This is a genomic window from Streptomyces sp. NPDC033131 (assembly GCF_055578365.1).
In genome coordinates this window covers 387975-413643 of sequence record NZ_JBVIPA010000001.1, presented here as the reverse complement: position 1 = coordinate 413643, position 25669 = coordinate 387975, and the positions used below count along the sequence as shown (strand labels likewise).

23 protein-coding genes and 2 pseudogenes are annotated in these 25669 nt (G+C 68.2%); 5 read left to right on the top strand and 20 right to left on the bottom strand.

Features of this window, described 5'->3' with window-relative positions; all coding sequences use genetic code 11:
- The first annotated feature begins 127 nt into the window (after positions 1–127).
- Together ACZ5XS_RS01800 and ACZ5XS_RS01795 are read left to right on the top strand one after the other, a co-directional pair.
- Positions 128–982, top strand: coding sequence for a helix-turn-helix domain-containing protein (locus tag ACZ5XS_RS01800; RefSeq protein ID WP_468647243.1), 855 nt, complete (start codon positions 128–130; stop codon positions 980–982).
- Positions 983–994: 12 nt separating this feature from the next.
- Positions 995–1183, top strand: coding sequence for a hypothetical protein (locus tag ACZ5XS_RS01795; protein WP_468647242.1), 189 nt, complete (start codon positions 995–997; stop codon positions 1181–1183).
- A gap of 99 nt (positions 1184–1282) precedes the next feature.
- On the opposite strand, the gene ACZ5XS_RS01790 is transcribed toward ACZ5XS_RS01795, so the two are convergent.
- The 16 genes and pseudogenes from ACZ5XS_RS01790 to ACZ5XS_RS01715 form a co-directional block, all read right to left on the bottom strand.
- Positions 1283–1552: a helix-turn-helix domain-containing protein gene (locus tag ACZ5XS_RS01790; protein WP_468647241.1), complete on the bottom strand. Its 270-nt coding sequence runs from the start codon at positions 1550–1552 to the stop codon at positions 1283–1285.
- A gap of 378 nt (positions 1553–1930) precedes the next feature.
- Entirely contained in the window at positions 1931–2047 is a 117-nt protein-coding gene (locus ACZ5XS_RS01785) for an Arc family DNA-binding protein (RefSeq protein WP_468647240.1), read from the bottom strand.
- A gap of 48 nt (positions 2048–2095) precedes the next feature.
- The gene (locus tag ACZ5XS_RS01780; protein ID WP_468647239.1) at positions 2096–2728 is read right to left on the bottom strand and encodes an OmpA family protein; all 633 of its coding nucleotides are present in this window, start codon (positions 2726–2728) and stop codon (positions 2096–2098) included.
- Positions 2729–2735: 7 nt separating this feature from the next.
- A complete protein-coding gene (locus ACZ5XS_RS01775; RefSeq protein ID WP_468647238.1) occupies positions 2736–3311 on the bottom strand; it encodes a hypothetical protein in 576 nt (191 codons plus the stop codon).
- A gap of 34 nt (positions 3312–3345) precedes the next feature.
- Complete coding sequence (locus ACZ5XS_RS01770; RefSeq protein ID WP_468647237.1) at positions 3346–3936, bottom strand: pilus assembly protein TadG-related protein; 591 nt, start codon at positions 3934–3936, stop codon at positions 3346–3348.
- Positions 3933–4139 (bottom strand): hypothetical protein, encoded by a 207-nt coding sequence (locus ACZ5XS_RS01765; protein ID WP_468647236.1) that lies wholly within the window; start codon positions 4137–4139, stop codon positions 3933–3935. The genes ACZ5XS_RS01770 and ACZ5XS_RS01765 overlap by 4 nt, the downstream gene beginning before the upstream one ends.
- A gap of 100 nt (positions 4140–4239) precedes the next feature.
- Positions 4240–5013, bottom strand: a complete 774-nt coding sequence (locus tag ACZ5XS_RS01760; RefSeq protein ID WP_468647235.1) for a response regulator — start codon at positions 5011–5013, stop codon at positions 4240–4242.
- A gap of 14 nt (positions 5014–5027) precedes the next feature.
- Entirely contained in the window at positions 5028–6425 is a 1398-nt protein-coding gene (locus ACZ5XS_RS01755) for a sensor histidine kinase (RefSeq protein ID WP_468647234.1), read from the bottom strand.
- Positions 6426–6430: 5 nt separating this feature from the next.
- Entirely contained in the window at positions 6431–7318 is an 888-nt protein-coding gene (locus ACZ5XS_RS01750; RefSeq protein WP_468647233.1) for a DUF5936 domain-containing protein, read from the bottom strand.
- Positions 7319–7335: 17 nt separating this feature from the next.
- Positions 7336–8280: a type II secretion system F family protein gene (locus ACZ5XS_RS01745; RefSeq protein ID WP_468647232.1), complete on the bottom strand. Its 945-nt coding sequence runs from the start codon at positions 8278–8280 to the stop codon at positions 7336–7338.
- 11 nt (positions 8281–8291) lie between these two features.
- A complete protein-coding gene (locus ACZ5XS_RS01740; protein ID WP_468647231.1) occupies positions 8292–9629 on the bottom strand; it encodes a CpaF family protein in 1338 nt (445 codons plus the stop codon).
- Positions 9630–9639: 10 nt separating this feature from the next.
- Positions 9640–9984 (bottom strand): annotated as a pseudogene (locus ACZ5XS_RS01735) (TadE/TadG family type IV pilus assembly protein); the annotation flags it as partial.
- Positions 9985–10285: 301 nt separating this feature from the next.
- Positions 10286–10693 carry a TadE/TadG family type IV pilus assembly protein gene (locus ACZ5XS_RS01730; RefSeq protein WP_468647230.1) on the bottom strand — a complete coding sequence of 136 codons (408 nt, stop codon included), beginning with the start codon at positions 10691–10693 and terminating at the stop codon, positions 10286–10288.
- A gap of 2 nt (positions 10694–10695) precedes the next feature.
- Positions 10696–11955: an AAA family ATPase gene (locus ACZ5XS_RS01725; protein ID WP_468647229.1), complete on the bottom strand. Its 1260-nt coding sequence runs from the start codon at positions 11953–11955 to the stop codon at positions 10696–10698.
- 9 nt (positions 11956–11964) lie between these two features.
- The gene (gene cpaB / locus ACZ5XS_RS01720; protein ID WP_468647228.1) at positions 11965–12672 is read right to left on the bottom strand and encodes a Flp pilus assembly protein CpaB; all 708 of its coding nucleotides are present in this window, start codon (positions 12670–12672) and stop codon (positions 11965–11967) included.
- A 67-nt stretch (positions 12673–12739) separates the two neighbouring features.
- Positions 12740–13612 carry a hypothetical protein gene (locus ACZ5XS_RS01715; RefSeq protein WP_468647227.1) on the bottom strand — a complete coding sequence of 291 codons (873 nt, stop codon included), beginning with the start codon at positions 13610–13612 and terminating at the stop codon, positions 12740–12742.
- A 329-nt stretch (positions 13613–13941) separates the two neighbouring features.
- Here ACZ5XS_RS01715 and ACZ5XS_RS01710 point away from each other — a divergent pair.
- A pseudogene (locus tag ACZ5XS_RS01710) lies at positions 13942–15204 on the top strand (carbohydrate binding domain-containing protein); the annotation flags it as partial.
- A 399-nt stretch (positions 15205–15603) separates the two neighbouring features.
- Here the strand turns inward: ACZ5XS_RS01710 and ACZ5XS_RS01705 are convergent.
- The 4 genes from ACZ5XS_RS01705 to ACZ5XS_RS01690 all read right to left on the bottom strand — a co-directional run bounded on the left by ACZ5XS_RS01705 (position 15604) and on the right by ACZ5XS_RS01690 (position 20857).
- Positions 15604–17175 carry an RICIN domain-containing protein gene (locus tag ACZ5XS_RS01705; RefSeq protein ID WP_468647226.1) on the bottom strand — a complete coding sequence of 524 codons (1572 nt, stop codon included), beginning with the start codon at positions 17173–17175 and terminating at the stop codon, positions 15604–15606.
- Between the two features lie 483 nt (positions 17176–17658).
- Positions 17659–18480 (bottom strand): carbohydrate ABC transporter permease, encoded by an 822-nt coding sequence (locus ACZ5XS_RS01700; protein ID WP_468647225.1) that lies wholly within the window; start codon positions 18478–18480, stop codon positions 17659–17661.
- Positions 18480–19508, bottom strand: a complete 1029-nt coding sequence (locus ACZ5XS_RS01695) for a carbohydrate ABC transporter permease (protein WP_468647224.1) — start codon at positions 19506–19508, stop codon at positions 18480–18482. Before ACZ5XS_RS01695 ends, ACZ5XS_RS01700 begins: the two co-directional genes overlap by 1 nt.
- Positions 19505–20857, bottom strand: coding sequence for an extracellular solute-binding protein (locus ACZ5XS_RS01690; protein ID WP_468647223.1), 1353 nt, complete (start codon positions 20855–20857; stop codon positions 19505–19507). The genes ACZ5XS_RS01695 and ACZ5XS_RS01690 overlap by 4 nt, the downstream gene beginning before the upstream one ends.
- Before the next feature lie 572 nt (positions 20858–21429).
- Between ACZ5XS_RS01690 and ACZ5XS_RS01685 the strand changes: the two genes are divergently transcribed.
- Together ACZ5XS_RS01685 and ACZ5XS_RS01680 are read left to right on the top strand one after the other, a co-directional pair.
- On the top strand, positions 21430–22947 hold the full coding sequence (locus ACZ5XS_RS01685; protein ID WP_468647222.1) for an alpha-N-arabinofuranosidase: 1518 nt from the start codon (positions 21430–21432) through the stop codon (positions 22945–22947).
- A gap of 48 nt (positions 22948–22995) precedes the next feature.
- Positions 22996–25434 carry an alpha-L-arabinofuranosidase C-terminal domain-containing protein gene (locus tag ACZ5XS_RS01680; RefSeq protein WP_468647221.1) on the top strand — a complete coding sequence of 813 codons (2439 nt, stop codon included), beginning with the start codon at positions 22996–22998 and terminating at the stop codon, positions 25432–25434.
- Positions 25435–25669: the final 235 nt, after the last annotated feature.

The following is a 25669-nucleotide window of genomic DNA, read 5'->3' as shown; positions in this document are numbered from 1 at the left end:
GTCACCGACTGTAGATGATTGTGTGGCACGTGTGCCACCCACCTCGGAACATTGCCTCCATCAGCTTGGACCGGTGGAGGACGCCAGGGCAGACTGACCTCCGACCAAGCGGGGAGGAAGGTGCAGAATGCCGACACGGCCCACACCGACCGAGCGACAGCGGCGTCTGGGCGCGGAGTTGCGCGGGATGCGGCTCGCGGCGGGCAAGACCACGGAGTACGCCGCGGGGCTCCTCGGGCTGGACCGTACGAAGGTCTCCAACATGGAGTCGGGCATTCGCGCCATCTCGCCCGACCGCATCCGGATTCTCGCCAGCAATTACGACTGCCCGGACCAGGCCTACGTCAACGCTCTGGTCGCCATGGCCGACTCACGCAAGAGGGGCTGGTGGGAGCAGTACCGAGGGAACCTGCCCCAGGGGCTTCTGGATGTCGCCGAGTTGGAGTGGTTCGCCACGCAGCTGCGGACCTTGCAGACCGTGCACGTGCCCGGACTGTTGCAGTTGAGCGGGTACGCCCGCGCCATCTTCGACTCCGCGTTGCCGCCGTTGCCCCAGTCGGAGGTCGAACTACGGGTGGCACAGCGTGTGCAACGGCAGCAGGTCCTGGAACGGAACGACGACCCCGTCTCGTACGTCGCGTACGTCCACGAGTGGGCGCTGCGCATGCAGTTCGGCGGGCGACGTACAACCCGGGAGCAGCTTCAGCACCTGTGCGAGATGTCCGAACGGGAGAACATCGACGTGCGCGTCCTGCCAGTCGAAGTGGGAGCCTTCCCGGGAGCCGGCCATGCGGTGCTGTACGCCCGCGGTGCCGTCCCCCAACTCGACACCGTGCAGCTGGACTCAGCACATGGCGGAGAGTTCACTCATGCCGAAGCACAGCTCTCCAAGTACCGTGCACACATGGACTGGTGGCACGCCAACTCGCAGGACCCGCAGGCCTCACGGGACTTCATCCACGCCATCGCCCGCCAACTCTGAGGAGTCACCACCATGGCCGACATCACCTGGGAAGAGCCCTTCTGCGCCGAGGGCAACAACTGCTTCCGCATAGGCACCGACGACCACAACGCCTACATCGCCGTCGCCGGACAGGAGGAGCACCACCTGACCGACAGCCGCGACGCCCTCCGTACGCTCATCCGGGACATCAAGGCCGGCAAGGTGGACCACCTGCTCTGACACGTCATGGCGACGTCAGTTCGGACGGACCATTGGGGAATGACACCGTTGCGCTCGCTGCACGTACTGGTGACGGGAGGCCGGGGCGCCGACCCACACTCAGGCCGCGTGATCTTCGAACGCCACGGTGTTACTCCCATCGGAGACCACATGCAGGTCGACCGTGACGTCGAGTGCTGCCGCCGGCCTGACCAGCAGATCCGCGGTGATCGGGAGCAAGCCACCCAGTTCAACGGCTGCCACTTCGTCGGCGGTCATCCCAAGGCGCTCAGCCAAGGCCGACTGCGTCAGCCCAAGGGCCACACGACGGTCGTACACCAGCTGCCCCAGTGCGAGCGCCAGACGAATCTGCTCACGCTCTGCAACCACCTCTGAGGGCTCGACGCAGTCAGCAGTGGCTCTACGGTCCCGCGACAGCTTCCAGCGGGTGTGGTTCAGAGCACCTATCGGAAATCACGACTGAACTCATCATGCGCTGGTCCCATCGACCGTAAGCAGTCCCTCGAAGCACGCCCCTCGTCTCTGGAGCATGGTCACTCGAACGAGGAGATCCGCAGCCGGGTGGATCGGTTCGGGCTGGTTCAACGGGGCGACTTCGCCTCCACGAGAGCGGCCCGGTGAGCGGCGGCGGCTTCCCGCATCCTGCGTCGCATCACTGCAAATTCCTCGTCCGTCACCTGGTGTCCGAACAACTCGAAGAGGAGGGCACGGGTGCGGTCGGTCCGCTGTTCCTAGACTGCTCGGGGGTCAGAGCCTCGCGGCAAGCTGCTGCATCAAGGCACGAAGACTGATTCCACGCGCCTCCGCCGCCGCGGCGAGCTGCTCACGGACTTCGGCGGGCACGCGGATCACGGCATCCGGCATGTCACTGCTTTCGCGACGTGGACATTGGGCGCACGGGGGTTGCTCGGCTCAGCTCTCCGTTCGCGGGAAGGACACCTCCACCCGTCGGTTCTTCTTGCGGCCGGACTCCGTCGCGTTCGAGGAGATCGGGTACTGCTCGCCGTAGCCGCGGACCTCGAAGACCAGGTTCGGGTCGTTGAGTTCCTGGTCCAGGACGTCCTGCACCGCGTTGGCCCGCCGCTTGGACAGGACGTCGCCGTGGGCGGAGGAACCGAGGTTGTCCGTGAAGCCGAACACGCGGATCTTCGTCGCGTCCTGGGTCTTGATCTCCTCGGCGATCGCGAAGATGCGGGCCTTGGCCTCGGCGCTGAGCTTCGCGCTGTCCTTGCCGAACAGCACCTCTGCCTGGAGCGCGAACTTCACGTCCGCGTTCGTGTCCTCACGGCGTTCGTCACCGCTCTGGTCTTCGACGACCTGCTTGATGTCGAGCACCTTGGCCTCGGCGAGGGTGGCGCCCTCGGGGAGCTTGAGGTCGGGGTCGTTGGCGTCGACGTTGACGGGGGCGGAGGCCGAGGGCTCGGTGCCCGGGGGGACGCTCGGGGTGTCGTCCGCGTGGGCCGTGGACGCCGTGAAGAGGTTCGCGGCGATCAGGACGGAGGCGGCGGTGAGGGTCAGGGCGAGGCGGGGTGGGTTGGGGGTCATGGGGGCCTCACCCGGAGATCGTGATGGTGCCGCTGGCGAAGGTCGGCAGCTGGAAGGTCACTTCGGATGTGCTGGTCGGTGGCGCGGGAAACTGCATGAACACCGGGATGGACCCGCCTGCGTCGATCCTCGGCATGCCCGTGGTCGTCAGCGGACGGCCGTCCGTGTCGCGCAGCACGTAGTAGCGCTTCTTGGTCGCAGAGTCCACGAGGGTCGCCCCGCCGAGGGATGAGCCATGCCTGATGATCTCGGTCTCGTCGCCCGCTGTCCGTACCGAAATCCGCGCCGCCTCGTCACTGTCGTTCTTCAGCTCACCGCTCACGGTGACGAACCCCCCGGAGTCCCTCTGCGCGGAAGCGATCCGGAGGATCAGACCGTCTTCCCCCTTGAGCTCGGCCAGAAGTTCGTCGGTCCCCTCCTGAGTACTCGGACCGGACCCGCCGTCCTTGGTGGCGGACGCCGATGCCTCCGGCTTCTCGTCGTCACCTCCACCCCCGCAGCCGGCCACACCGACGGCCAGACCGGCCGCCACGGTCAACGCGACCATCCCCCTGCGGGCCCTCGCAGTGAACCGATTGCTCATCTCTCCGCTTCCTTCATCACTCGTCGTTCGCTCGTCAGTCGGCCAGATGGACATCGAAGAGGTCCTTGGGTTCCGGCAAAACGGTGAGGTCGTCCGGGTCCAGGTCCCAGTTCCTGTCCTTGCAGGTGAGCTGTGGCAGTACGTCGTCCCCGGCATCCTCTCCGGGAACCTCACACAGCGGTTCGATCACCGCGGTCGCTGACGCCTCGGAGTATCGGTCCTCCGTGCCAGGGACGATGGACTCTCCGACCGACTTGTTGGTCTTCACGTCGACCGTGTAGGCCAATGGCCCGTCCGGTCCGCACTGCGCGTCGGCGTCGTTCTCCGCGGCGAGCTGGTCCGCGCGCCAGCACGAAGGGGCCAGCCCTTCCGCGATGCCGTCGAAGATGTCCTGCCACTTGGTGGGATCGAGTACGTCCTCCACCCACCTGTCCGCGAGTTGGTCCCGGGTGTCCAGGGCCGCCGCCAGCGCCGCCGCGTCGGCGGCCGTCTGGGCGCCGTTCCGGTTCGCCGCTGCCTGGCCGACCGCGAGGTACGCGAACGCGAGAAAGAGCAGACCCGCCACCACCATGATGTAGATGGGGAAAGCCTGCCCTGCGTCGCTGCCCTCAGAGGGGCGCCTCAAGCACCGACGACTTCGTCGACCCTCTCCACGATCGCGTCGTAAATCGTCTGCCCGATGTCCGTCCCCGTGATCGCCAACACGATCGCCACCACCACCGCGATGATCCCCAGGTACTCCACCGCGGTCTGCCCCCTGTCGTCGCGGGCAGCGCGGGCAGCGCGGGCCTGAAGGTACGTGATGGTCGTGTTGATCCAGTTGCTCATGGTGTTCCCCTCCGCTGTCGTCGCCTTCGACACGCGAACCGTAAGCCGGAACACCCCGCCCTGCCGAGGGCCCCTGGGCCCAATTCCCGGTCGTCACAGGTCACCCCAGTCCCCGGTACGAACTCGGTGCCGTGCCCAGCCACTTCGCGGCGGCCTGGGAGCGGCTGGTGCTGTGGAGCTTGGCGAAGATGCGGTTGATGTGGTTCTTGACCGTCTTCTCGCTGATGAAGCAGGTGGCGGCGATCTGCTGGTTGTTCATCCCCGATGCGATGAGGTCCATGATCTCCGCCTCCCTCGTACTCAGCCGGAACCGCAACCTCGACGACTGTCCCACAGTTGGTTGCAGTTGCGAAAGCCCTTTGCGGAAATTACTTGTATCACCTGGGGACGGGAGGCCACGTAGGGCGAAATAGGCTGGTGGGGAGCGCAGTTCAGTGCCCGCCGACGGAATGATTGCTTCCGTATTTTCGTATGCAGTCGCACCTTCCTGTGCGGCGGCAGTCCATACGGCCGTGACGAGTTCGTTCACCGTGAACTCGCCGTGGACCAGGTACCCGGCGGCACCCCGGCGCAGGGCCTCCTGGACGGTCTCCGGCTCGGCGCTGTAGGTCAGCATCAGTACGGGTGCGATCCGCACCAGGTACGGGAGTGCCGAGATGCCGTCCATGCCGGGCATGCGGACGTCCAGGAGGACCACGTCGGGGCGATGGTCGCGGGCCGCCGTGCAGGCCTCGTGGCCGTCGGCGGCCTCCGCGACGACCGTGATGTCCGCGCGGCCGGAGAGCAGGGCGGTGAGGCCAGCTCGTACCACCGGGTTGTCGTCCGCCACGACGACGTGCAGGGGGGTGCGGGGTGACGTGTCTTGGTCCGGCATCTTTCGGCCTCCTCTCAAAGGGTGGGGGTTGGCTGGGGATTGGCTGCGGGGTGGCTGGGGGGTACGGGCTGGTTCCGGGTCACGGCTTCCAGGGGGAGTTCCACCAGGATCTCCGTGCCCCTCGCGTGGGCGCCCCGGCCGATGTCGATGCGGGCGCCCACCGACGCCGCTCGTTCGACCATGCCGACCAGGCCGAAGTGGCCGGACCTGCGGAGGTGTTCGAGCGTGGTGTCCGGGGGGAGGCCGCGTCCGTCGTCGTACACGCTGATGCGGAGCAGGTCGCCGTGGACGCCGGCGTGCACCTCCACGCGTGTCGCACGGGCGTGGCGGTGGGCGTTCTCCATGGCCTCCGTGGCGATGGCGAGGAGGTGCCGGGCCACGGCGGGTGGGACGAGGGGCGGCTCGGTGCCGCCCTCGCCCGTGGGGTGGTAGGTGGCCCGGAGGCCCGTACGGGTGCCGAAGTCCTCGGTGCGGGCGGCCAGTTCGGACAGCACGTCCATGGAGTGGGCCGGGTCCGACTCGCGGCGCAGGTCGGTGAGGAGTTCGCGGGATTCGGCGGCGGCGCGGCGGGCGGCGCGGGCGACCAGTTCGGCCTGCTGCTTCACCTGGGCCGGGTCCATGTCCGCCGAGCCCGCCGAGTGGGCCAGGCCGTCCGCCGCGAGGGCCACGCCGTGCAGGGTCTTGGCGACGGAGTCGTGCATCTCGCGGGCCAGACGGGCCCGTTCGGCGCCGACCGCCTCGGTGACGGCGAGGCGGGCCCTGACGGTGGCCAGCGCCTGTGTCGCCGTGCCGAAGCGGAGCATGAGGTTGCGCAGGGTGGAGCCCACGGCGCCGGTGATGACGCAGAGTCCGGGCAGGAGCAGCCGCTCCGCCGGGCCCAGGTGGGGGCCGTCCTTGAGGGTCGCGTAGACCAGCAGGAGGAGCAGCGACTGGGCCGACGCGAAGACGGCTGCGCCTCGCCAGCCGTAGAGGAGGCCGGCGAGGAGGGGCGTGCAGACGCTGACGTAGGCGAGGGTGGTGTCCGGGCCCGCGGAGACCAGGAGCAGGGAGCCGAGGAGGGTGTCGGCCGCGAGGAGGGTGGGGTGGCGCAGGAGGAGGGGCCCGAAGCGTTCCCAGTCCCTGAACAGGGCGTAGGAGGTCATGAAGGTGACCACCACGGCCGCGCCGACCAGGCGGACGCCCAGGCCGGGGTTGGCGTTGAGGAGGGCGGCCGGGGCGGCGAGGGCGATCATGGCGAGGCGGAAGCCGAAGACCTGGCGGCACAGGGCCTGGAGGGCGTTCACCTGGACGGAGAGTGCGGGTGCGTCGAGGTGGGCCCCCGGTGGGGCCTGGTCTCCGTCGGCGCTCGCGCGGCGTCCGATCGCCGCCGCGGAGGGATTCGTCCCCCGCCCCGGCCTCCTCAGCGTCACCATGCCCCCTACTCCCCCGTGATGGATCCGAAGTCCGTTCCCGACCCGAGCAGCAGGCCCGCCCCCAGCAGGATCATCGTGGCCGGGACCATGAACGTCGTGATCATCATCGTGGCCTTGGGGACCGCGCGGGCGGCCTTGCGGCGGGCGTTCTGGGCGTCCGTGCGGCGCATGTCCTTGGCCAGGGAGACGAGGGTGTCGACGATCGGCGCGCCCAGCTCCTCCCCCTGCTGCAGGGCCGTGACGAACATCGCCACCTGCTCGGAGTCGTTGCGCCGGCGCAGTTCCGCGAAGGCCTGGCGGCGGCTCATGCCGAGGTCCATCTGACGGAGGGTGATGCGCAGTTCGTCGGCCCAGGGGCCCTCGTACTTCGACGACACCCGGTCGAGTGCCTGCCGGAAGCCCAGTCCCGCGCTCACCACCACCGCGAGCACGTCCAGGAAGTCCGGCAGGGTCCGCTCGATGACGTCCTTGCGGATCCGGATCGCCGACCAGATGCCGACCTCCGTCCAGAACGCGCCGAAGGCCAGCAGCAACAGGGCCACCAGGAGGTCGCCCCGGAGCAGGAAGACCAGGAAGCCGACGCCGCCCAGGAAGCCGTAGACCGCCCGGCGGGCCGCGTAGCGGTCGATCGTCAGGCCGCCGGGGTTGCCCGCGAGGTCGATCTTGCGGCGGTACTTCGCGACCTGCTTGGGGCCCATCAGCCGTAGGACCGCGGGTGCGTAGCGCATGCCCATGCGGTCGATCAGTGAGTCGACCGCGCCGGTGCGGGTGGCGCCGACCTCCAGGGCCAGCGCGAGGTCGCTGGGCAGCTTGGCGTCGGCCCGGTACATGCGGATGCCGGCGAAGACGCCCCAGACGCTGAGGCCCATCAGCAGGGCGAGCAGGAGTGCCATGGGTGATCCTCCGCCGCTCAGACGTCGATGCGGGACAGGCGGCGGATGAGGATGAAGCCCACCGCGTACAGGGCGAAAGCGACGATGACCGCCCCCTGGCCGACCGGCGAGCCCGTCATGCGGTCCAGGGCGCCGTCCTTCACGCCGTTCATGAGGAAGAGCGAGCCCACGCCGAGGACGGGGACGGCGTACGAGGTCATGTTCACCTGGGACAGCTGGGTGCGGACCTCGCGCCTGGTCTCCTTGCGCTCCTCCAGCGTCTCCGTGAGGTTGCGCAGCGCGCTCACCACCTGGCCGCCCGCCCGGTTGGACAGGACCAGGGTCGTGACCAGGACGACCAGTTCGCGGGACGGCAGTCGTTCGGCCATCTCGCCCAGCGCGTCGTCCAGCGTCGCGCCCACCGCCAGCTGGTTGGCCACCTTGGCGAGTTCCTCGCCGGCGGGGGCCTCCAGCTCGTCCGCGGCCATTCCGATCGCCGTACGCAGGGCCAGTCCGGCCTGGGTCGCGTTGGCGAGGATGCGGGCCATCTCGGGGAGTTGGTTGATGAACTTCTCGATGCGCTGCTGCCGCTGCCAGTTGAGGAACTGGACCGCCGCCCAGATCCCCAGCAGTCCGGCGATCGGCCCGAAGAAGGGGGCCAGCATGGCCTGGCCGATCAGCCAGAGGCCGGCGACCGCGGCGAGCATGCCGGCGAAGAACTCACCGGGGGTGATGTCCAGGCCGGTCGCGGCGAGGCGGAGTTCCAGCTTCCGGCCGAGTTTCATCCGGCGCAGCCGGCGGTCCAGGTTGCGGAAGTGGCGCCGGCGGCCGGTGAGCGGTATCTGGCCGGCCGCCGCGAGGCGTTCCACGAGCGCCGCCCGCTGTGCCCTGCCCTTGGCGTAGGTGTGGACGCCGATGACGGCGAGTACGCAGGTCAGCAGCGCGATGCCGGTGGTGAGGGTGACGAGGTTCTGGAGATCCATGGGGGTCGTTCCTACCTGGCTACTCGGGTGGCTAGCTGATCTGCGGACTGGGCCACGCCGAAGGCCTGGGGCGTGGGCTGGCTCGCCATGTAGAGGCGGTCGGCGGTGCGGCGCGGGATCGGGAAGTACTCGAACCGGCCGTAGATCCGGCCGTCGGCCGCCATCGGCTGGGCGGTGAAGCGGGCGACGGTGGCGATGCGGTACGGCTCGCTGCCGGAGCTGTCGAGCAGTGCGATCTCCGTGATGCGGCGCACGCCGTCGGCGAACCGGGTCAGCTGGATGATCACGTCGATGGCGCTGTTGATCTGGTCGTGCAGCGCCTCGAAGGGGATCTCGACCTCGGACATCGACGCCAGGGTCTTGAGCCGCATCAGCGCGTCCTCGGCGCTGTTGGCGTGCACGGTGGCCAGCGAGCCGTCGTGGCCCGTCGACATCGCCTGGAGCATGTCCAGGGACTCGCCGCCGCGGACCTCACCGACGACGATCCGGTCGGGGCGCATCCGCAGCGAGTTGCGGACCAGGTCACGGATGGTGACCCGGCCCTGGCCCTCCACGTTCGGCGGGCGCGACTCCAGCCGGACCACGTGGCGCTGCTGGAGCTGGAGTTCGGCCGAGTCCTCGATGGTGATGATGCGGTCGGTGTCGGGGATGAGTCCGGACAGGGCGTTCAGGAGCGTGGTCTTCCCGGTGCCGGTCGCGCCCGAGACGATGATGTTGAACCTCGCCTGCACCAGGCCCGCGAGCAGGTACAGCATGTGGTCGTCGAGCGAGCCGAAGCCCGCCAGTTCCTGGAGCGTGAAGGAGCGGGGGAAGCGGCGGATGGTGAGGATGGCACCGGTGAGGGACAGCGGCGGAATGATCACGTTCACGCGCTCGCCGGAGGGCAGGCGGGCGTCGACCATCGGGTTGGACTCGTCGACCCGCCGGTTGACCGTCGAGACGATGCGCTCGATCGTCTGCATCAGCTGGTCGTGGGAGGGGAAGCGCAGCGGCAACTGCTCGACCCGGCCGCCGCGTTCGACGAAGATCGAGTCCGGGCCGTTCACCATGATCTCGGTGATCGACGCGTCTTCGAGGAGCGGCTCCAGGATGCCGAGGCCCAGCGCCTCGTCGACCACCCTGCGGATCAGCTGGGAGCGCTCCACCGTCGACAGGACCGGGCCCTCACGGCTGATGATGTGCCCGAGCACCCGCTCGAGACGGGCCCGGCGCTCGGCCGCCGCCAGCGAGCTCATCTCCGCGAGGTCGATCTCCTCCAGCAGTTTGGCCCGGTAGGAGGCGACCAGGTGGCCGTCCTCGCCCCGGCTGCCGTTCTCCTCGGGGGTGTTGATGCGTGACCGCAGGCTCATGGGTGTTTCCTCAGTGGTCGACCGGCATGGTGGCGGTCTTCTGGGCGGGGTCGAAGTCCCAGCCGGGGACGATGGACGGGATCTGGACGGTGGCGGTGACCGTGACCTCGTCGGCGCCGAGCGCGGCGGAGCAGTCGGTCTGGTCCGCCAGCCAGTCGCTCACCGCGTTCTGGCAGCCCTCCTGGGCGCCCAGGTCGAGCGAGGCGGCGCGCGCTCCGGCCCGGGCCGCCGTGCCGGCCTGCTGGGCGGTGTAGGCGATGAGCCCGATCTGGACGCCGGCCATCGCCACGAGGATCAGGATCGGGATGAACCCGAGGTATTCGAGGGCGACCTGACCGCGGTCGCGGGCTGCGCGGGGGCGGCCGTTGCGGGCCTGTGCGTCGCGGAGGCGGCCTTCGCGGACCTGCCCATCGCGGGGGCGGCCGTTGCGGACCTGTCCGTCGCGGAGGCGACCTTCGCGGACCTGCCCATCGCGGAGGTGGCCTTCGCGGACCTGCCCATCGCGGAGGCGACCTTCGCGGACCTGCCCATCGCGGAGGTGGCCTTCGCAGACCTGCCCATCGCGGAGGTGGCCTTCGCAGACCCCTTGGCCTTCCCGGTCCCCTCCGTCGCCCAGGAGACCGTCGCCGACCTGCTCTGTCCCGTCGTACGGCATCTCAGTCCTTCACCTCCTCCACGGCCCCCGCGTGGCCCTTGACCTCGAACGGGAAGCCGATCGAGCCCGGGAAGAGGACGGGGACCTGGAGCGTGACGTCGGCTGTGACATAACCGCCGGCCGTGCCGCACTCCACCGTGCCGCTCCACGCGTCCGGGAGCTTGTCCATGCCCGCCTGCACGCACGCGCCCTGCCGCTCCCCCTCCGGCACCGCCGTCGCCGCCCGCACCGCCTCGTCCGCAGCATTCCCCGCGAGCGTGTACGTGTATCCCAGCAGCACGAACTGCCACATCAGCACCAGCGTGACGATGATCAGCGGGGTCATGCCGAGGAATTCGACGGTGACCTGGCCGTCGTCCCTCCGCCAGGCGGGACGTCTCCGTCCGGGAGGGCGCATGCCGTGGCGCATCGCTACCTCCCCAGCTCTCTGCGCCGCCGGAAGCCGATCGCCGTCCGGTCGCCGCCGCGAAGCCGGCCGGCGCGGTGGCCGGGCGCCTCGGACCCCTTGACCAGCCCCAGTTCGCCCGCGAGGCTCCAGAGGGCCTGCTTCACCGTGCTCCTGTTGTCCAGTTCGTGGAGGCGCCCGGCGTCCACCGCGCCCTGCAGCTCCTTGAAGTTGGCCGGGATCGCGGTGCCGGCGACGGGGGTGCCGGTGATCTTCTGGATCAGCGGGGGCTGGATCTCCGTACCGCGGGTGTGGCGGTTGACGACGACGGTCGTCTCCTCGGCCTTGCGGATCTGCAGCCGGTCCCACATGCGCACCGTGCGCTTGGCGCCGCGGACCGCCACCACGTCCGGCGTGGTGACCAGCAACGCCGTGTCGGCCATCTCCACGGCGGCCGCGCCCGCGCCGCCGAGCTGCGAGCCGCAGTCGACGATGACGATGTCGTAGCGGGAGCGCAGCGCGCTGACGATCTGACGGGCGGCGCGGTCGGTGACCTCCTCGCCGCGTTCGCCCTCGCCGGGGGCGAGGAGCAGCGCGAGGCCGGTGTCGTGACGGAAGACGGCGTCGGCGAGGACGCGCGGGGAGATGTCGGTGATGGCGGCCAGGTCGACGACCGAGCGGCGGAACTGGACGTCCAGGAACGAGGCGATGTCGCCGGCCTGGAGGTCCATGTCGACCAGGGCCGTACTGCGGCCGGACGCCTGGGCGGCGAGGGCGAGTTGGATGGCGGTGAGGGTCGCGCCCACGCCTCCCTTGGCGCCGCTGACCGTGACGACGGTCCCGCCGACGCCGGTGAACACGTCACCGCCCGCGCCCAGGTGGCGCCGTACGCCGACCGACCACTGGGCGACCGCCTGCACCCGGATGGCCAGCTCCTCGTAGCCCAGGGGCAGGGCGATCAGGCCGCGGGCGCCGTAGTCCATCGCCGCCTGGAACAGGCCGGGGCTGGCGTCGGAGGTGACGAGGATGACGCCGACGGCCGGGAAGCGGAGGGCGACTTCACGGATGAGCTCCAGGGCGGGCACCGGCCCGATGCGCTCGTGGACGACGACCACCTCGGGCAGTTCGTCGATCGACTCGGCGGCGAGGCGCGCCAGGGTGTCGATGAGCTGCGTGGAGTCGACCACCGGGGACACCGGCTCGGCGTCGGGGAGCTGGCTGAGGAGGGTCGTGATGGACCGGGCCGCGTCCGCGTCGCCGACAGCCGGGAGAATCCTCGTGGGCATGGCGGCCTCTCACTTGTCCTTGGCGAGTTCGTAGGTGCGGTCCTTCTCCGGGACGGTGGTGTCGGTGCCGGGTGCGACGAGCGCGAGCCGGACCTCCTCGGCGAACGACTCGGCGTACGTGATGCGCTGGGCGTCGACGGTGGTCAGCGCGAAGGTGATCGGGACGGCGTCGGTCTCCTGCCGCGTGCGGTCGCTCTCGTCGGGCTTGAGGGCCGTCAGCCTGCCGACGTCGAGGACCTTGGCGTTGGTCACGATGATCTTGGACTGGGCGGGGTCACCCTCCCGCTGTCCCTCGAACGTGGCGTACACGTTGACCGTCGCACCCGGCGTGATCTTGCCCGCGACCCCGGTCGCCGCGTCGATCATGATGGCGACCTCCTGCTGCCCGGGCTGCAGAGCGGGCTGGTCGACGATCATGTCGCTCTGCAGCAGGGACCCGGCCTTCAACGTGGTGACGGCGATCTTGCCGCGGATCTCGGCGAGGTCGGTGACCGCGGTGGACGGCAGCCAGCGCTCGGGCATCTCGGTCTTCTCGAACTGGCCGGTGGAGAGGCTGGTGTAGGGCTTGACCTCGGACTTCAGCCGGTACGCCGTGACCTCGGGCCCGACCTTGGACTTCACGTCGTTGATGACGGACAGCACGCCGGCGAAGGCGCCGAGGGCGCACAGGACCGACAGGAGCAGGAGTATCACGCCGCGGCGCTGACGGGAGTTCATGAACCGTGCAACCTCATTGGGGGTTCGGTCGAGCGGAGTCGGGGGTGCGGGGTCGGCCTCCGAGGCGTTACCCGGCGGGCAGTTGGTTCTCGCGAACAGGTGACACGGGCGCGGTGGCGGAGCAGAAGACGCAGCGGTCGCCGATGACGTCGATGCCGCACCAGTGACAGGTGTTCTGCCGTACCGAGGTGACCAGTTGGTAAAGCACCGACAGATCGGGCAGGAAGGTGCAGAACTCGATCAGCCTGCCGGTCCCCCACCACTGCGCGGACTCGGCCGGCAGCGGACTCTCGCGGAGCCCCTGGACGTTCCACGCCTTGGCCAGCGAGTCGTTGACCCAGTCGGACTGGAGCTGCCCCCTGGCCACCAGCATCGAGGTGGCGAACTCCGGGCCCGCGAGGGTGACCCCGGGCCCCATCCGCTCGAGCTGCGGCTGCGGATGGGCGAGCACGGCGAACTGGCTTCCCGGTACCCAGGACTTGGCGTGCGACTTCAGCCCCACCGGGACCCGGTCGAGTTTGGCCACGGAGCCGAGGAGCGCCCCGGCGTGGAGGTAGTGGGTGAGCAGCCGGCCCGCCGAGGCGAGCACGCCCGGGCTCAGGTCGCAGGAGGCGAGCTGCCTCAACTGGCGTGCCAGGACGGCGATTCCGAGTGGCGGCAGTTCGGGACGGAACAGGGCGATGCGGTCACTCTCCAGCAGCGACCGTACGGTGTGCAGCCGCCGTTGCGTCTGCTGCGGGACCGCGTGCGAGCACACGACGATCACATGCCCGTGCTGGTCGATCAGCGACTGCAGGACGGCGAGCGACCGGTCGAGCGGCTCGGTGTCCAGGCCCGACAGGACCACGGCGGGCATGGTCCGATCGTCCTGCGGCGGCAGCGCCATGTCGGCACTGGTCACGGCGATGGCAGTTGGCACGCGCAGCTCCCCGAATCCCATGCCTGTCGGCCCGCCCGGCCCTACCCCGGCGCACCCAGTCGACTTCACTGCGTGACTACCTGAGCACTGTATCCACGCCCCTGTGACCGGAGAACAGCGTTTCTGTGACTTCCTGGTCCTGTTGGGAGTGCAAAAGGGGGCTATTTCAGTCCAGATGGGGTGCATGTGCCACGAGATCATTTACTACGAGGGCGAGTTGACCCGGCGACAACACCCTCCGGCCCCCTCCCGCCCCCGCCCCCTTGACAGGCGAATTGGTCTGGACCAACTTGTACGCCAGCGGTGGCCACCGTCGTCCTCTCCGTCCCTCTCCCCCACCGGAGGCCCCAGTGGACCCCGTATCAGGCATACCCAGACGCGTCCGCCTGCTCCTCTCCGGAGCCGTCGCCGCAGCCCTCGCCCTCGCGGTGGCCGGCGCGGGCCCGGCGTCCGCCGCGGACGTCAACAACGCGAGGAACGCCGGCTTCGAGTCGGGACTGACCGGCTGGACCTGCTCCGCGGGCAGCGGTACGACGGTCTCCGCACCCGCGCACGGCGGCTCGGCCGCGCTGAAGGCGACGCCGGCCGGGCAGGACAACGCCCGGTGCACCCAGACCGTGGCGGTGAAGCCGAACTCGACATACACGCTGCGGGCCTGGGTGCAGGGCGGGTACGCGTACCTGGGCGCGACGGGCACGGGCACGACGGACGTGTCGACGTGGACGCCGGATTCGTCGTCGTGGAAGCAGCTGTCGACGTCGTTCACGACGGGCGGGTCGACGACCGCGGTGACGGTGTACACCCACGGCTGGTACGGGCAGGCGGCGTACTTCGCGGACGACGTGTCGGTGTTCGGGCCGGACGGGGGCGGCGGGGATCCGGCGCCCACGATCCCGGCGGCGCCGAGTGGTCTGTCGGTGGCGGGGGCGTCGTCCTCGTCGGTCTCCCTGTCGTGGAGCACGGTCCCGGGCGCCACCGGTTACCACGTCTACCGGAACGGCACGAAGGTGACGGCGGTGACGGGAACGTCCGCGACCGTGACGGGGCTGGCTGCCTCGACGTCGTACTCCTTCCAGGTCACGGCGACCAACGCGGCGGGAGAGTCCGGGAAGTCGGCGGCGGTGACGGGCACGACCACGGCGTCTCCGGGCGGCGGTGACGTCTCGCTGCCGAAGCACGCGGTGACCGGGTACTGGCAGAACTTCAACAACGGCGCGACGGTCCAGAAGCTCTCGGACGTCCAGTCCCACTACGACATCATCGCGGTGGCCTTCGCGGACGCCACGGCGACACCGGGCGCGGTCACCTTCACCCTCGACTCCGCCGGGCTGGGCGGCTACACGGTCGACCGGTTCAAGGCGGACGTGAAGGCGAAGCAGGCCGCCGGGAAGAAGGTCATCATCTCGGTGGGCGGTGAGCGGGGAGCGGTGTCGGTGAACGACTCGGCCTCCGCGACCAACTTCGCGAACTCGGTGTACGCGCTCATGCAGACGTACGGCTTCGACGGCGTCGACATCGACCTGGAGAACGGCCTCAACGCGACGTACATGACGCAGGCGCTGCGGGCGCTGTCCGCGAAGGCGGGGCCGTCGATGATCCTGACTTGCCGACCGTCTTGGCCTGGACACCGATGAGCCGTGCGACACCCGCGTTTGACATGCCGTCAGCACACGCCAGGATGATGCGGGCCTTCTCGGCCGAGCGCCGGTGCGGCATTTCCGTCCGGCGCACCAACTCGGCGCGCTCGGCCTCGGACAACGTGATCGCCACAGCAGAAGGCCCCGAATGCGACATGACGACAGGGTACTTACTAACCTCCAGGATTTCTGGCGCATGACACTAGTTCGCCGGTCCATTCGCCGTCATGGATCGCGAGTCGACGGGTGCCCGGTGAAGTGCCGATCGTCCAGTCGTCCGAGGGCGTGACGCAGAGTTCCGCCGCGATGACGTGCGCCCACCGGAGCGGAAAGCATCCGGTGGGCACGGCATGGGCTCGATTCGGCCCTTCTTCGTCACCTGACGAACACGAGGTTCCAGCTTTGGTCGAGGTTACCGTTGGCCAGTTGTTGCACCGCGAGCGCGCCTTCGGATGTTGATCCGTCCTTGATGGCGAGCACCTTGGAGCTGTATCGGTTGACCAGCTTGTAGGTGCCGTTCGCCGACGTCACCAGTTGCCACTCGTGGTCGGCTGTTCCGTTGTCCGACCACTGCAGGGCTTGCGCGCCGTCAGCGGTCGACATGCCGCTGATGCCGAGCACCTTGCCGGAGTTCACGTTCGTGAGCTCGTAGTTGCCATTGCTCAGCTGGGTGAATGTCCACTCGTGGTCGGCTGTTCCGTTGTCCGACCACTGCAGGGCTTGCGCGCCGTCGGTTTTCAACATGTTGGTGATGCCGAGTACCTTGCTGCTCTTGGCGTTCTGGATCTTGTAGACGTGTCCGCTCTGGATCGGGGTTCCGCCGCCCGCGGAGAAGGTGATGTTGCTGGTGTAGTTCCCGATCGCGAATCGTCCGGCGGCGGCATTCGTCACCACGGCTCCATTGACCGTCAGGTTCTCGAAGGCCACGTTCTGGGTCATCCGGGTCGCGTCGTAGCCATAGATGTTGTTGTCGTACTGCAGCGTGCCGTTGTACGAGAAGTTCTTGACGGTGACGCCGTTGATTCCACGACCGACCGACAAGCCGTATCCCGGATTCTTGAAGGTGATCACATCCAGGAACTTGCCGACGAGTACGTCCTCCCACCGGATGTCCGTGAGCAGGACGTCCGTCACGAGGTTCGAATCGCTCGCGGTGAGAGAAATCGGCAAGACGCCAGACAGCGGGTTGTGCGTCAGGATGTCCACGTTCGAAATCGTGATCCCGCTGATCGTGTCGGGGTCGTCCGGATTGCCGTGTGTGCCCACGTTGACCGGATGCGCTTTGCCCGGCATGAGGATCGAGTTGGTCACGTTGAAGACGTTCGTGCTTCCGAAAAACGGGTCACGCGAGCCGTAGATCGCGATGCTGTCGTCACCGGTGCGGATGTAGGAGTCGTTGACGTTGATGTTGTTCGACGACATCGCGTCCACTCCATCGCTCCACTTCCTGTACGCCAGGAGCTTGACGTTGTTGACGGACACGTTGTTCGAGGTTCCGATGTGGACCCCGTAACCACCGTTGTTCAGGTTGCCGTAACCGTTGACGATGATGCCGTCGACGGTCACGTTCGTCGAGTGATCGGCCGAGACCCCCGTGCCGTCGGGGCGGTAGAGGATGCCGCGCCCCCTGATCGTCACGTCGGAGACGTTGTCCGCGATGACGCCGCCCCTGATCACGGCTCCGCCGGCGATGTACAGCGTCTTGCCGCTCGGGACGGTGATGTTGCCGGTGTCGTAGAACCCGGGGCCGTAGTAGATGACGTCCGGATCCGACGCGCTGGGCACGTTGGTCTCCAGCGGGTTGGCGAAGATCATCAAGTCCTGATCGACGTTGTCGTTCACATCCACGACGAGCTTCATCGGCCCCGAGATCGTGAAGGTCGCGGTATTGCCGCTGATCGCCGGTGCGATGCCTCTGGCCGAGGGCTTGACCTTCACCGTCGACACGGCACCCAGGTTGTGGGTGACGGACAGTTCGACGGGACCGTTGGTGTCGAAGTAGACGAACGAGGCCCACGACGCCCTCGAGGGCCCTCCGATCCGAGTCTGATACTCGTCCAGGTCGATCCAGGTTCCGCCCGGAGTGCGCACCTTGACCGTGTAGTCGGTGCTCAGGGGGTTACCCGCGGGCGCCGGGTAGGTCGTCAACGTCGTGGCGGCGTGAGCCGGGACCGCGAACATGAGTGACATGAACATCGCCGTCATCAGACACGAGATGAGAGCGGCGAGCCTGCCTCCGCGATGCAAGGGCATCTGTACCTCTAATCGCTACGCAATCCAAAGGGTGGATGAGTTCACAGAATGTTTACGCTGGTGGCTCAAGGTAGATTTACTGGCAGAAGTGTGTTAACGGTCGTAACGCATCTGATTGCCCAGCAGAAATCAAGCGATCACGGTCCGTTGAGATACGGCTTCTGAGAGGTGAGTTGGCTACTTGAGTCCGGAGGTGGAGATGCCCGAGACGAAGCCGCGCTGCATGATGAGGAAGAGCGCGAGCACGGGCACGACGTACATCACGGCGCCGGCCGCGACGAGGTTGGACATCTGGGCACCGTGTTCGTTGACGTAGCCGGTGGCGAGCTTGACGGTGAGTGTGGTGCGGTCGGAGTCCAGCAGCAGGGCGGGGGCGACGTAATCGCCCCAGCTCCAGCTGAAGGAGATGATCAGGCTGGCGGCGATGACCGGCCAGGACTGCGGCAGGAAGATGCGCCAGAAGATGCGCACGCTTCCGCAGCCGTCGACGATCGCGGCCTCCTCCAGTTCCTTGGGCATGTTGGAGAAGAACTGCCGGAACAGGAAGATGAGGAAGGGGGCGCCTGCCAGGCCCCACAGCACCCACGGCATGTAGGTGTTCAGCAGGTTCATCCTGGCGAACAGCAGATAGGTGGGGATCAGGGTGATGATCTGCGGCAGCATCATCGTCGAGATCAGCACCCCGAAGATCACTCGCTTTCCCGGCGCGTCCAGCCGGGCGAAGCCGTATCCGGCCCAGGCCGAGGCGAGCGTGATCAGCACCGAGTAGATGCCGGCGATCGTCAGGGAGTTGCGGGCGTACGCGAAGTACTCGAAGTGGGTTAGCGCGTCCTTGAAGTTTTCCAGGCTCGGGTCGTGCGGCCACCAGTGGATGGGCATGACGCGCAGCTCGGAAGATTCCTTCAGCGCGGTGATGACGAGCCAGCCGAAGGGACTGAGAAAGAGGACGAGGATCGCCACCAGGACCATGTAGACGGCACTGCGTCGGGCCAACACCATTACTTGCCTCCGATCGTGCGGGGCTTGTTCTTCGCCTGCTCCGGTTCCACGGAGTAGAAGACAGCGCCCTTGCTCAGCTTGAAGAGGAGGAAAGTGACGGCCATGATGATCACGAAGAGCACCCACAGCATGGCGGAGGCGTAGCCGTAGCGTCCGTTGGCGAAGTACTCGGCGAAGACGTTGATCATGAAGAAATAGTTGCTCTCCGGAACGTTGCCCACCCCTGCGGGTGTGGGATCAAGCGCGATCAGCAGCGGCGCGAAGCTCTGCAGCGCCGCGATGACCCCGGTGATGACCTGGAAGAACAGCACCGGCGAGAGCAGCGGCAGGGTGATGCGGGTGAACGACTGCCAGGGGCTGGCCCCGTCCACTCGGGCCGCCTCGTGCACCTCTTTGGGTATGTCCTGGAGTCCCGCAAGCGAGATGATCATGACGTTGCCCGCGCCCCACATCGTCAGCATGATCAACACGTAGCGGGCGTACGGATCCACCAGCCAGGTCACCCCGTTGACGCCGAGGGAGTCCAGGGCGCCGTTGGCCGCCCCCGAGTCACGGTCGAAGATCAGCTTGAAGGTGAGGGCCGCACCGACCGGCGGGACGACGGCGGGCAGGTACAGCAGGGTGCGAAACAGGCCGCGGGCCTTGATCGGCCGGTTCACCAGCACCGCCATGATCAGCCCCGCCAGGATCGTCAGCGGCACCGTGATCATGGTGAACATCCCAGTACGGGCCAGGGAGGAGATCGTCTCAGGGTTGGTGAAAACCTCCCGGTAGTTGTCCAGGCCGACGAAGCGGGAGTTGTCGGAGAGCCCGTCGGAGTTGGTGAAGCTCAGCCACAGGGCGTACCCGAGCGGGTAGACCGTCAGGGCCAGGAAGCCCAGCATCCAGGGGCCGGCGAACAGGTAGAAATCCCGGGCCCGGCGCGCCCTGAGCGAGCGCCGCCCGCGCGCCGGCCGTGGGGCCGGCCCCGAGGACGGGGACGGCACGCGCGGCCCGGCGGCCCGACCGGTGAGCTGACCGGTGCTCACCTTACGAGTTCCTTGGCCTTGGTGAGCTGCTCGTTCATACGCGAGTTCAGTTCATCGGCGACCTTCCCCGCCGAGGTGCCGGACTTGACCGCGCCCGGCAGCACCTTGTTGATGACACCGTCCAGGGCGGCCCTCTGTACGTACGGGGTGAAGGTCAGCGTCGAGAAGTGCGCGAGCTCCTGCTGCTGCACCTCGAACGCCTGCTTCTGGAACGGCTGGCCCTGTGGCATCAGCGAACGCAGTGACTTCAGGGCCGGGATGCCCCAGCCACTGCTCGCCCGGTCCTGGGCGGGCTTGCCGCCGAAGTACCACTCGAAGAACGTCCAGGCCGCCTCCTTGTTCTTGGCCTCCTTGGGGATCCAGCAACCGGTGGCGCCGAAACAGGGGCTGATGCGGTGGCTGCCCATCTGGGGCGCGGGAGCGAAGCGCGACACCTTGGCGACCTTGGGGTCACCGCCGATCGACCCGCCGAGCCAGTAGCCGTCGCAGGCCATCGCCATCCGCCCGGCCTGGTAGGTGGGCCAGTCCCAGCCGTCCGGGTTGGGGTTGGCGACGTTCGGGCCGATGTCGGCCCGCGCGTACTCCAGGTGCCATTTCAGCGCCTGAAGCGCTTCGGGCGAGGAGAAGTCGACCGAGGCCAGGTCCTCGGCGAACAGACTGCCGCCGGCCGATGCGGCCATACCCATGACCTGGGAGAAGACGCCCAGTCCGGTGGCGTTCAGCCCGTACACCTTGACCTTGCCCAGCCTGCGCTTGACCAGCCGCTTGCCCATGTCCAGCCACTCGTCGTAGGAGAGCGGCTCGGTCTCGCTGGGATGGTCCAGCTTCGCGGCGTCGAACATGTCGGTGCGGTACCAGAACATCTGGTCCTGCGAGTAGTCCTTGGTCATGCCGTAGCGGGGGCCCGCGCCCTGCTTGGTGCCGTCGAAGCGCCAGACGTCGTTGACCGGGTCGAGGTCGGACAGCTTGAGCGCCGTGCTCTTGGCGAAGTACGGGTCCAGGTCGGTCATCAGCCCTCGTGCGGCGAAGTACGAGGTCTCCGACGCGCCCCAGCCCACCACCACGTCAGGCGGGGTCTTCGCGGCCAGCATGGCGTTGAGCTTGGAGTTGTCCTGGACGATGAGTCTGACCTTCATCCCCAGCGCCTTTTCGGCTGCCTTGACGTCGAATTCGTTTTCCACGGCCATGACGGTGAGCGTCGTCTTGCCCTTGCCGCCGGAGCCGCCGGAGTCATCGCCTCCGTCGACCGAGGCGGCGCAGCCGGGCAGGGCTGCCGCGGTGAGCGCGGCGCCAGCGGAGGCTGCGAGGAAGTGGCGCCGTCCGAGGGCACCTGTAGCGGGAAGGGACACGGTGATGAGCCTTTCGTGCGGGTGGTTGAAAAGGGGTGGGGTGGAACGCCGGGCTGACCCACGGCGGAAAGGGGGACAAATAGGGTTGACTGGGTGTCGAAGGCGCGCCGAAGGGCGTTGAGGGTTGAAGCACAGGGCCCGCTCAGCCCACGGGGCGCACTCGCCATCGCGGCAGCCGACCACGGGCGGACGTTCCGCCTGGCGGTTGGGCATGGGACGGAACGTCCAGGACAATGGTTTGTATCGATAAAAGCTGGCACCGGGTTACGGCTGCGTCAAGACACGTGCGGGAAACTGTTTGGTCGCAGTGCCGCGACGCCACGAGGCCTGGATTGTGCCATCCGGGAAACCGGCTGCTGAGACTTCGGCGGACAGTAGGTGGTGGCGTCGGAAGACGTCAAGGGGGTCTGGCGCGGTGCCCCCGAGCGGCCTCCAGATACGAGGAGGGGCCGGGGAAGGGAGGGTGGCTCCCGGCGGCCAATAGTTTCTGCACCTCTCTTGACACGCTCGTAACGCGATGTCAATTTTTATCGATACAAACCCTCTGCTCACACCGCCCCTGGAGTACACCTGTGGCCACCGCCACCGCGATCATCAGCCTCGACATCGAGGGTCCGAAGATCAGCCGCCACGTCTACGGACACTTCGCCGAGCACCTCGGCCGCTGCATCTACGACGGCTTCTGGGTCGGGGAGGACTCGCCGATCCCCAACGAGGGCGGCATCCGCCTCGACGTCGTGCAGGCCCTGCGGGCCCTGAGCATCCCCAACCTGCGCTGGCCCGGCGGGTGTTTCGCCGACGAGTACCACTGGAAGGACGGCATCGGCCCCCGCGACCAGCGCCCCAAGATGGTCAACACGCACTGGGGCAACGTCGAGGAGAACAACCACTTCGGCACCCATGAGTTCATGGCCCTGTGCGAACTGCTCGGCACTGAGCCGTACATCAGCGGCAACGTCGGCTCCGGCACCGTGCAGGAGATGAGCGAGTGGGTCGAGTACCTCACCCGTGACGGCGACAGCCCCATGGTGCGGCTGCGCAAGGCCAACGGCCGCGAGGAGCCCTGGCGGGTGAAGTTCTGGGGCATCGGAAACGAGACCTGGGGCTGCGGCGGCAACATGCGCGCCGAGTACTCCGCCGACCTGGCCCGCCAGTACGCCACGTACTGCCGCGACCACGGCGACAACAAGCTCTACCGCATCGCCTCGGGCGCGTCCGACGACGACTACAAGTGGACCGAGACGCTGATGCAGCAGATCAGCTGCTTCGGCTGCGAGGCCACCCCGCGTAACTTCTTCCAGGGCCTGTCCGTGCACTACTACACGATCGCCGGCCCCTGGGAGGCGAAGGGCAGCGCCACCGTCTTCGACACGGACGACTACTACCGGACGATGGTCTCCGCCCAGAAGATCGACCGTATCCTCACCGGCCACTCCACGGTCATGGACTGCTACGACCCGGGCCGGAAGGTCGGCCTGGTCCTGGACGAGTGGGGCACCTGGTGGGACGTCGAACCGGGCACCAACCCCGGTTTCCTGTACCAGCAGAACACCCTGCGCGACGCACTCGTGGCGAGCACGCACTTCGACATCTTCCACAAGCATGCCGACCGCCTGTACATGGCCAACATCGCCCAGACCGTCAACGTCCTGCAGGCGATGGTCCTCACTGACGGCGACGCGCTGGTCCTGACCCCGACCTACCACGTGTTCGAGATGAACAAGGGCCACCAGGACGCCGCCTCGCTCGCCGTGCATCTGCGTACCGACGACGCCAGCCGCCCGGTGGGGGACGCCGAACTGAACACCCTGTCCGCCTCGGCCAGCGTCAAGGACGGAACCGTCCTCATCTCGCTGTCCAACCTCGACGCCGAGGAGCCCGCCGAGGTGACGCTCGACCTGCGCGGCGCTTCCATCGGTGAGCCGACCGCGCGTCTCCTGACGGCCGATCGGCTCCAGGCCCACAACAGCGCCCAGGCACCGGGAGCGGTCTCCCCGCGCCCCTTCGACGACCTGAAGGTCACCGACCGGGGCCTGGCCCTGACGCTGCCGCCTCACTCGTTCCTCACCGTCCAGGCCTCGCTGGCCTGACCAGCACCACCATCCATGACGACAAACAACCGAGGAGTTACGAGGGCGATGAGTGAATCCGCGAGACCCGTCGAGACGGTTGTCGAGGTGGACGCGGCGGCACGGGGCACCGCCATCTCGCCCGATCTGTTCGGGGTGTTTTTCGAGGACCTCAACCACGCGGCGGACGGCGGTCTCTACGCCGAGCTGGTGCAGAACCGGTCGTTCGAGTACACGCCCGCCCACCGGCCGGAATGGCACGCTCTGACCGCCTGGGACCTATTGGAGCGAGACGGCGCCGCCGGGTCGGTCTCGGTTGCCGTCGAAGCGCCGCCGCACCCGGCCAATCCGCATTACGCGGTGCTGCGCACCACCACGGCCAGTACGGCCGGACGCGGGGCAGGGCTACGCAACGAGGGCTTCGACGGCGTGGCCGTACGGGAGGGCGAACGCTACGACGTCAGCCTCTTTGCCCGCCTGGCAGACGGCACCGCGGACCGTCTGGTGACGCAGATCGAGAGCCGGGACGGCAGCCGGGTGTACGGCCGGGCGGAGCTGGGTCCGGTGCACGGGTCCTGGGAGCGGCACTCAGCGGTGATCACGTGTGAGGTGACGGACCCGGAGGCCAGGTTCACCGTGGTGGCGGGCGGGATCGGCACCGTACATCTGGACCTGGTCTCGCTCTTTCCGCAGAGCACCTTCCGCGACCGGCCGGGCGGCCTGCGCGCCGACCTGGCTCAGGCCATCGCGGACCTGAAGCCGAAGTTCGTACGTTTCCCGGGCGGCTGCCTCGCGCACGGAGTGGGGCTCGGCAACATGTACCGCTGGCCCGAGACCGTCGGGCCACTGCAGTCGCGCCGGCAGCAGCGCAACCTGTGGGGCTACCACCAGTCGATGGGCCTGGGCTACTACGAGTACTTCCAGTTCTGCGAGGACATCGGCGCCAAGCCGCTGCCCGTCGTACCGGCCGGCGTCTGCTGCCAGAACACCGAGCCGACCGGCCAGGTCGGCATCCCCGAGGAGGAGATGCCCGACTACATCGACGAGGTATTGGCCCTGGTGGAATGGGCCAACGGCCCCGCCGACTCCCGCTGGGGCGCCCTGCGCGTGGCCTCCGGGCACCCCGAGCCCTTCGGTCTCGAATACCTGGGGGTCGGCAACGAGGACACCATCACCGACACGTTCCGCGACCGCTTCTCCCGCATCCACGACGCGCTGCGCGAGCACCACCCCGAGATCACGGTCGTCGGCACCGTCGGCCCCTCGCCCACCGGCGAGGACTGGGAGAAAGGCTTGGCGTTCGCCCGGGAGAGGAGCGTCCCGGTCGTCGACGAACACTCGTACAAATCCCCGCGCTGGTTCCTGGAGAGCACCGGCCGCTTCGACGCGATGGACCGCGGGGGCCCGCACCTGTACATCGGCGAGTACGCGGCCCGGGACAACGACATGCGCAGCGCCGTCGCCGAAGCGACCTACATGATCGCCATGGAGCGCAACGGCGACGTCGTCCGGCTGGCCTCCTACGCGCCGCTGCTCGCCAAGCGCGGCCACACCCAGTGGCTTCCGGACCTGATCTACTTCGACAACACGAAAGTCTGGCCCACCCTCAACTACCACGTCCAGCGCATGCACTCGGTGAACTCGGGCGACACCGCCCTGCCCGTCACCGTCGTCGGAGCACCCCAGGCGCGGCCCGTCCCGGAGCCGGCCCGGCACAGTGTCCACATCGGTACGAGTCACGGCACCCGCGCCGAGTTCACCGATGCGCGCGTCGGCCCGCTGGGCGCCGACGCGGCACCTGCCCCGGATTTCGCCGACTGGCACGCCGAGTTGGGCCATTGGAAGCCGGGGGACGACGGCCGCATCCGGCAGACGGCGCACGGAACAGACGCCAGGCTGGTCCTGACGGACGCCGTGGACGGACCGTCGTACGCCTTCTCCGTGCGGGCCAGGAAGAACAGCGGCGGCCAGGGGTTCACCATCGGCTTCGCCAGGACTTCCCCCGGCAACTGGTACCAGTGGTCGGTCGGCGACTGGCTCAATCGTGGCATGCGACTCCAGCGCGTGGACGACGGTGTGCTGCACGACCTCAACGACTCGGTGGACGGCCCCGTCGAGACCGGTCGCTGGTACGACCTGCGGGTCGAAGTGGACGGCCGGCGCATCCGCTGCTACCGCGACGGTGAGCTGATCCACGACTTGGAGGACGACCCGGCGCCCCCGGAGGTCTTCGCCGTCTCAGCCGTCCGCGACAGCTCGGCCGGTGACGTGATCGTCAAGATCGCCAACTCGACGTCCGAGCCCGTCATCGTTCATCTCCGTCTGACCGGCGCAGAGGTCGTCACCGGTTTCGAGCGGACCGCGCTCGCCGCACCTCCACACGCCACCAGCATGTTCGGGACCGCCCCGGCCACCCCCGTCGAGGACCGGCTGCCCGGGCCGGTCTGCGACATCCCGCCGCACTCCTTCACCGTTCTCCGCACCCGTCCAGAAGAAGATCAGGAATAGTTCAGCCATGACCCTATCCGCGCGAGCGATCCCCGAACGACGCCTGCGTCCGCCGATGACGTACCCGCTACGCCGCCGTATTCGCCCTCGCCGACAGCCCCAGGCAGGTCACCGTGGCGCTCGGCTCCATCGGTGGCCGCAGCGACGATCACGTCCGGAACTGTGGACCCGCACCGGCACGACTCACGACGGCCAATGCCTGCCGACCGACCTCCCCGCATACGGCGCGGCCCTC

Excerpts from the sequence above, each read along its gene's own strand:
- ACZ5XS_RS01740 (WP_468647231.1), bottom strand. The coding sequence starts at position 9,629 with ATGAGCCTGCGGTCACGCATCAACACCCCCGAGGAGAACGGCAGCCGG.
- ACZ5XS_RS01680 (WP_468647221.1), top strand. The coding sequence starts at position 22,996 with ATGAGTGAATCCGCGAGACCCGTCGAGACGGTTGTCGAGGTGGACGCG.
- ACZ5XS_RS01765 (WP_468647236.1), bottom strand. The coding sequence starts at position 4,139 with ATGAGCAACTGGATCAACACGACCATCACGTACCTTCAGGCCCGCGCT.
- ACZ5XS_RS01800 (WP_468647243.1), top strand. The coding sequence starts at position 128 with ATGCCGACACGGCCCACACCGACCGAGCGACAGCGGCGTCTGGGCGCG.
- ACZ5XS_RS01755 (WP_468647234.1), bottom strand. The coding sequence starts at position 6,425 with ATGGTGACGCTGAGGAGGCCGGGGCGGGGGACGAATCCCTCCGCGGCG.
- ACZ5XS_RS01785 (WP_468647240.1), bottom strand. The coding sequence starts at position 2,047 with ATGCCGGATGCCGTGATCCGCGTGCCCGCCGAAGTCCGTGAGCAGCTC.
- ACZ5XS_RS01730 (WP_468647230.1), bottom strand. The coding sequence starts at position 10,693 with ATGCGCCACGGCATGCGCCCTCCCGGACGGAGACGTCCCGCCTGGCGG.
- cpaB (WP_468647228.1), bottom strand. The coding sequence starts at position 12,672 with ATGAACTCCCGTCAGCGCCGCGGCGTGATACTCCTGCTCCTGTCGGTC.
- ACZ5XS_RS01780 (WP_468647239.1), bottom strand. The coding sequence starts at position 2,728 with ATGACCCCCAACCCACCCCGCCTCGCCCTGACCCTCACCGCCGCCTCC.
- ACZ5XS_RS01700 (WP_468647225.1), bottom strand. The coding sequence starts at position 18,480 with ATGGTGTTGGCCCGACGCAGTGCCGTCTACATGGTCCTGGTGGCGATC.
- ACZ5XS_RS01795 (WP_468647242.1), top strand. The coding sequence starts at position 995 with ATGGCCGACATCACCTGGGAAGAGCCCTTCTGCGCCGAGGGCAACAAC.
- ACZ5XS_RS01760 (WP_468647235.1), bottom strand. The coding sequence starts at position 5,013 with ATGCCGGACCAAGACACGTCACCCCGCACCCCCCTGCACGTCGTCGTG.
- ACZ5XS_RS01725 (WP_468647229.1), bottom strand. The coding sequence starts at position 11,955 with ATGCCCACGAGGATTCTCCCGGCTGTCGGCGACGCGGACGCGGCCCGG.
- ACZ5XS_RS01715 (WP_468647227.1), bottom strand. The coding sequence starts at position 13,612 with ATGGGATTCGGGGAGCTGCGCGTGCCAACTGCCATCGCCGTGACCAGT.
- ACZ5XS_RS01745 (WP_468647232.1), bottom strand. The coding sequence starts at position 8,280 with ATGGATCTCCAGAACCTCGTCACCCTCACCACCGGCATCGCGCTGCTG.
- ACZ5XS_RS01750 (WP_468647233.1), bottom strand. The coding sequence starts at position 7,318 with ATGGCACTCCTGCTCGCCCTGCTGATGGGCCTCAGCGTCTGGGGCGTC.
- ACZ5XS_RS01775 (WP_468647238.1), bottom strand. The coding sequence starts at position 3,311 with ATGAGCAATCGGTTCACTGCGAGGGCCCGCAGGGGGATGGTCGCGTTG.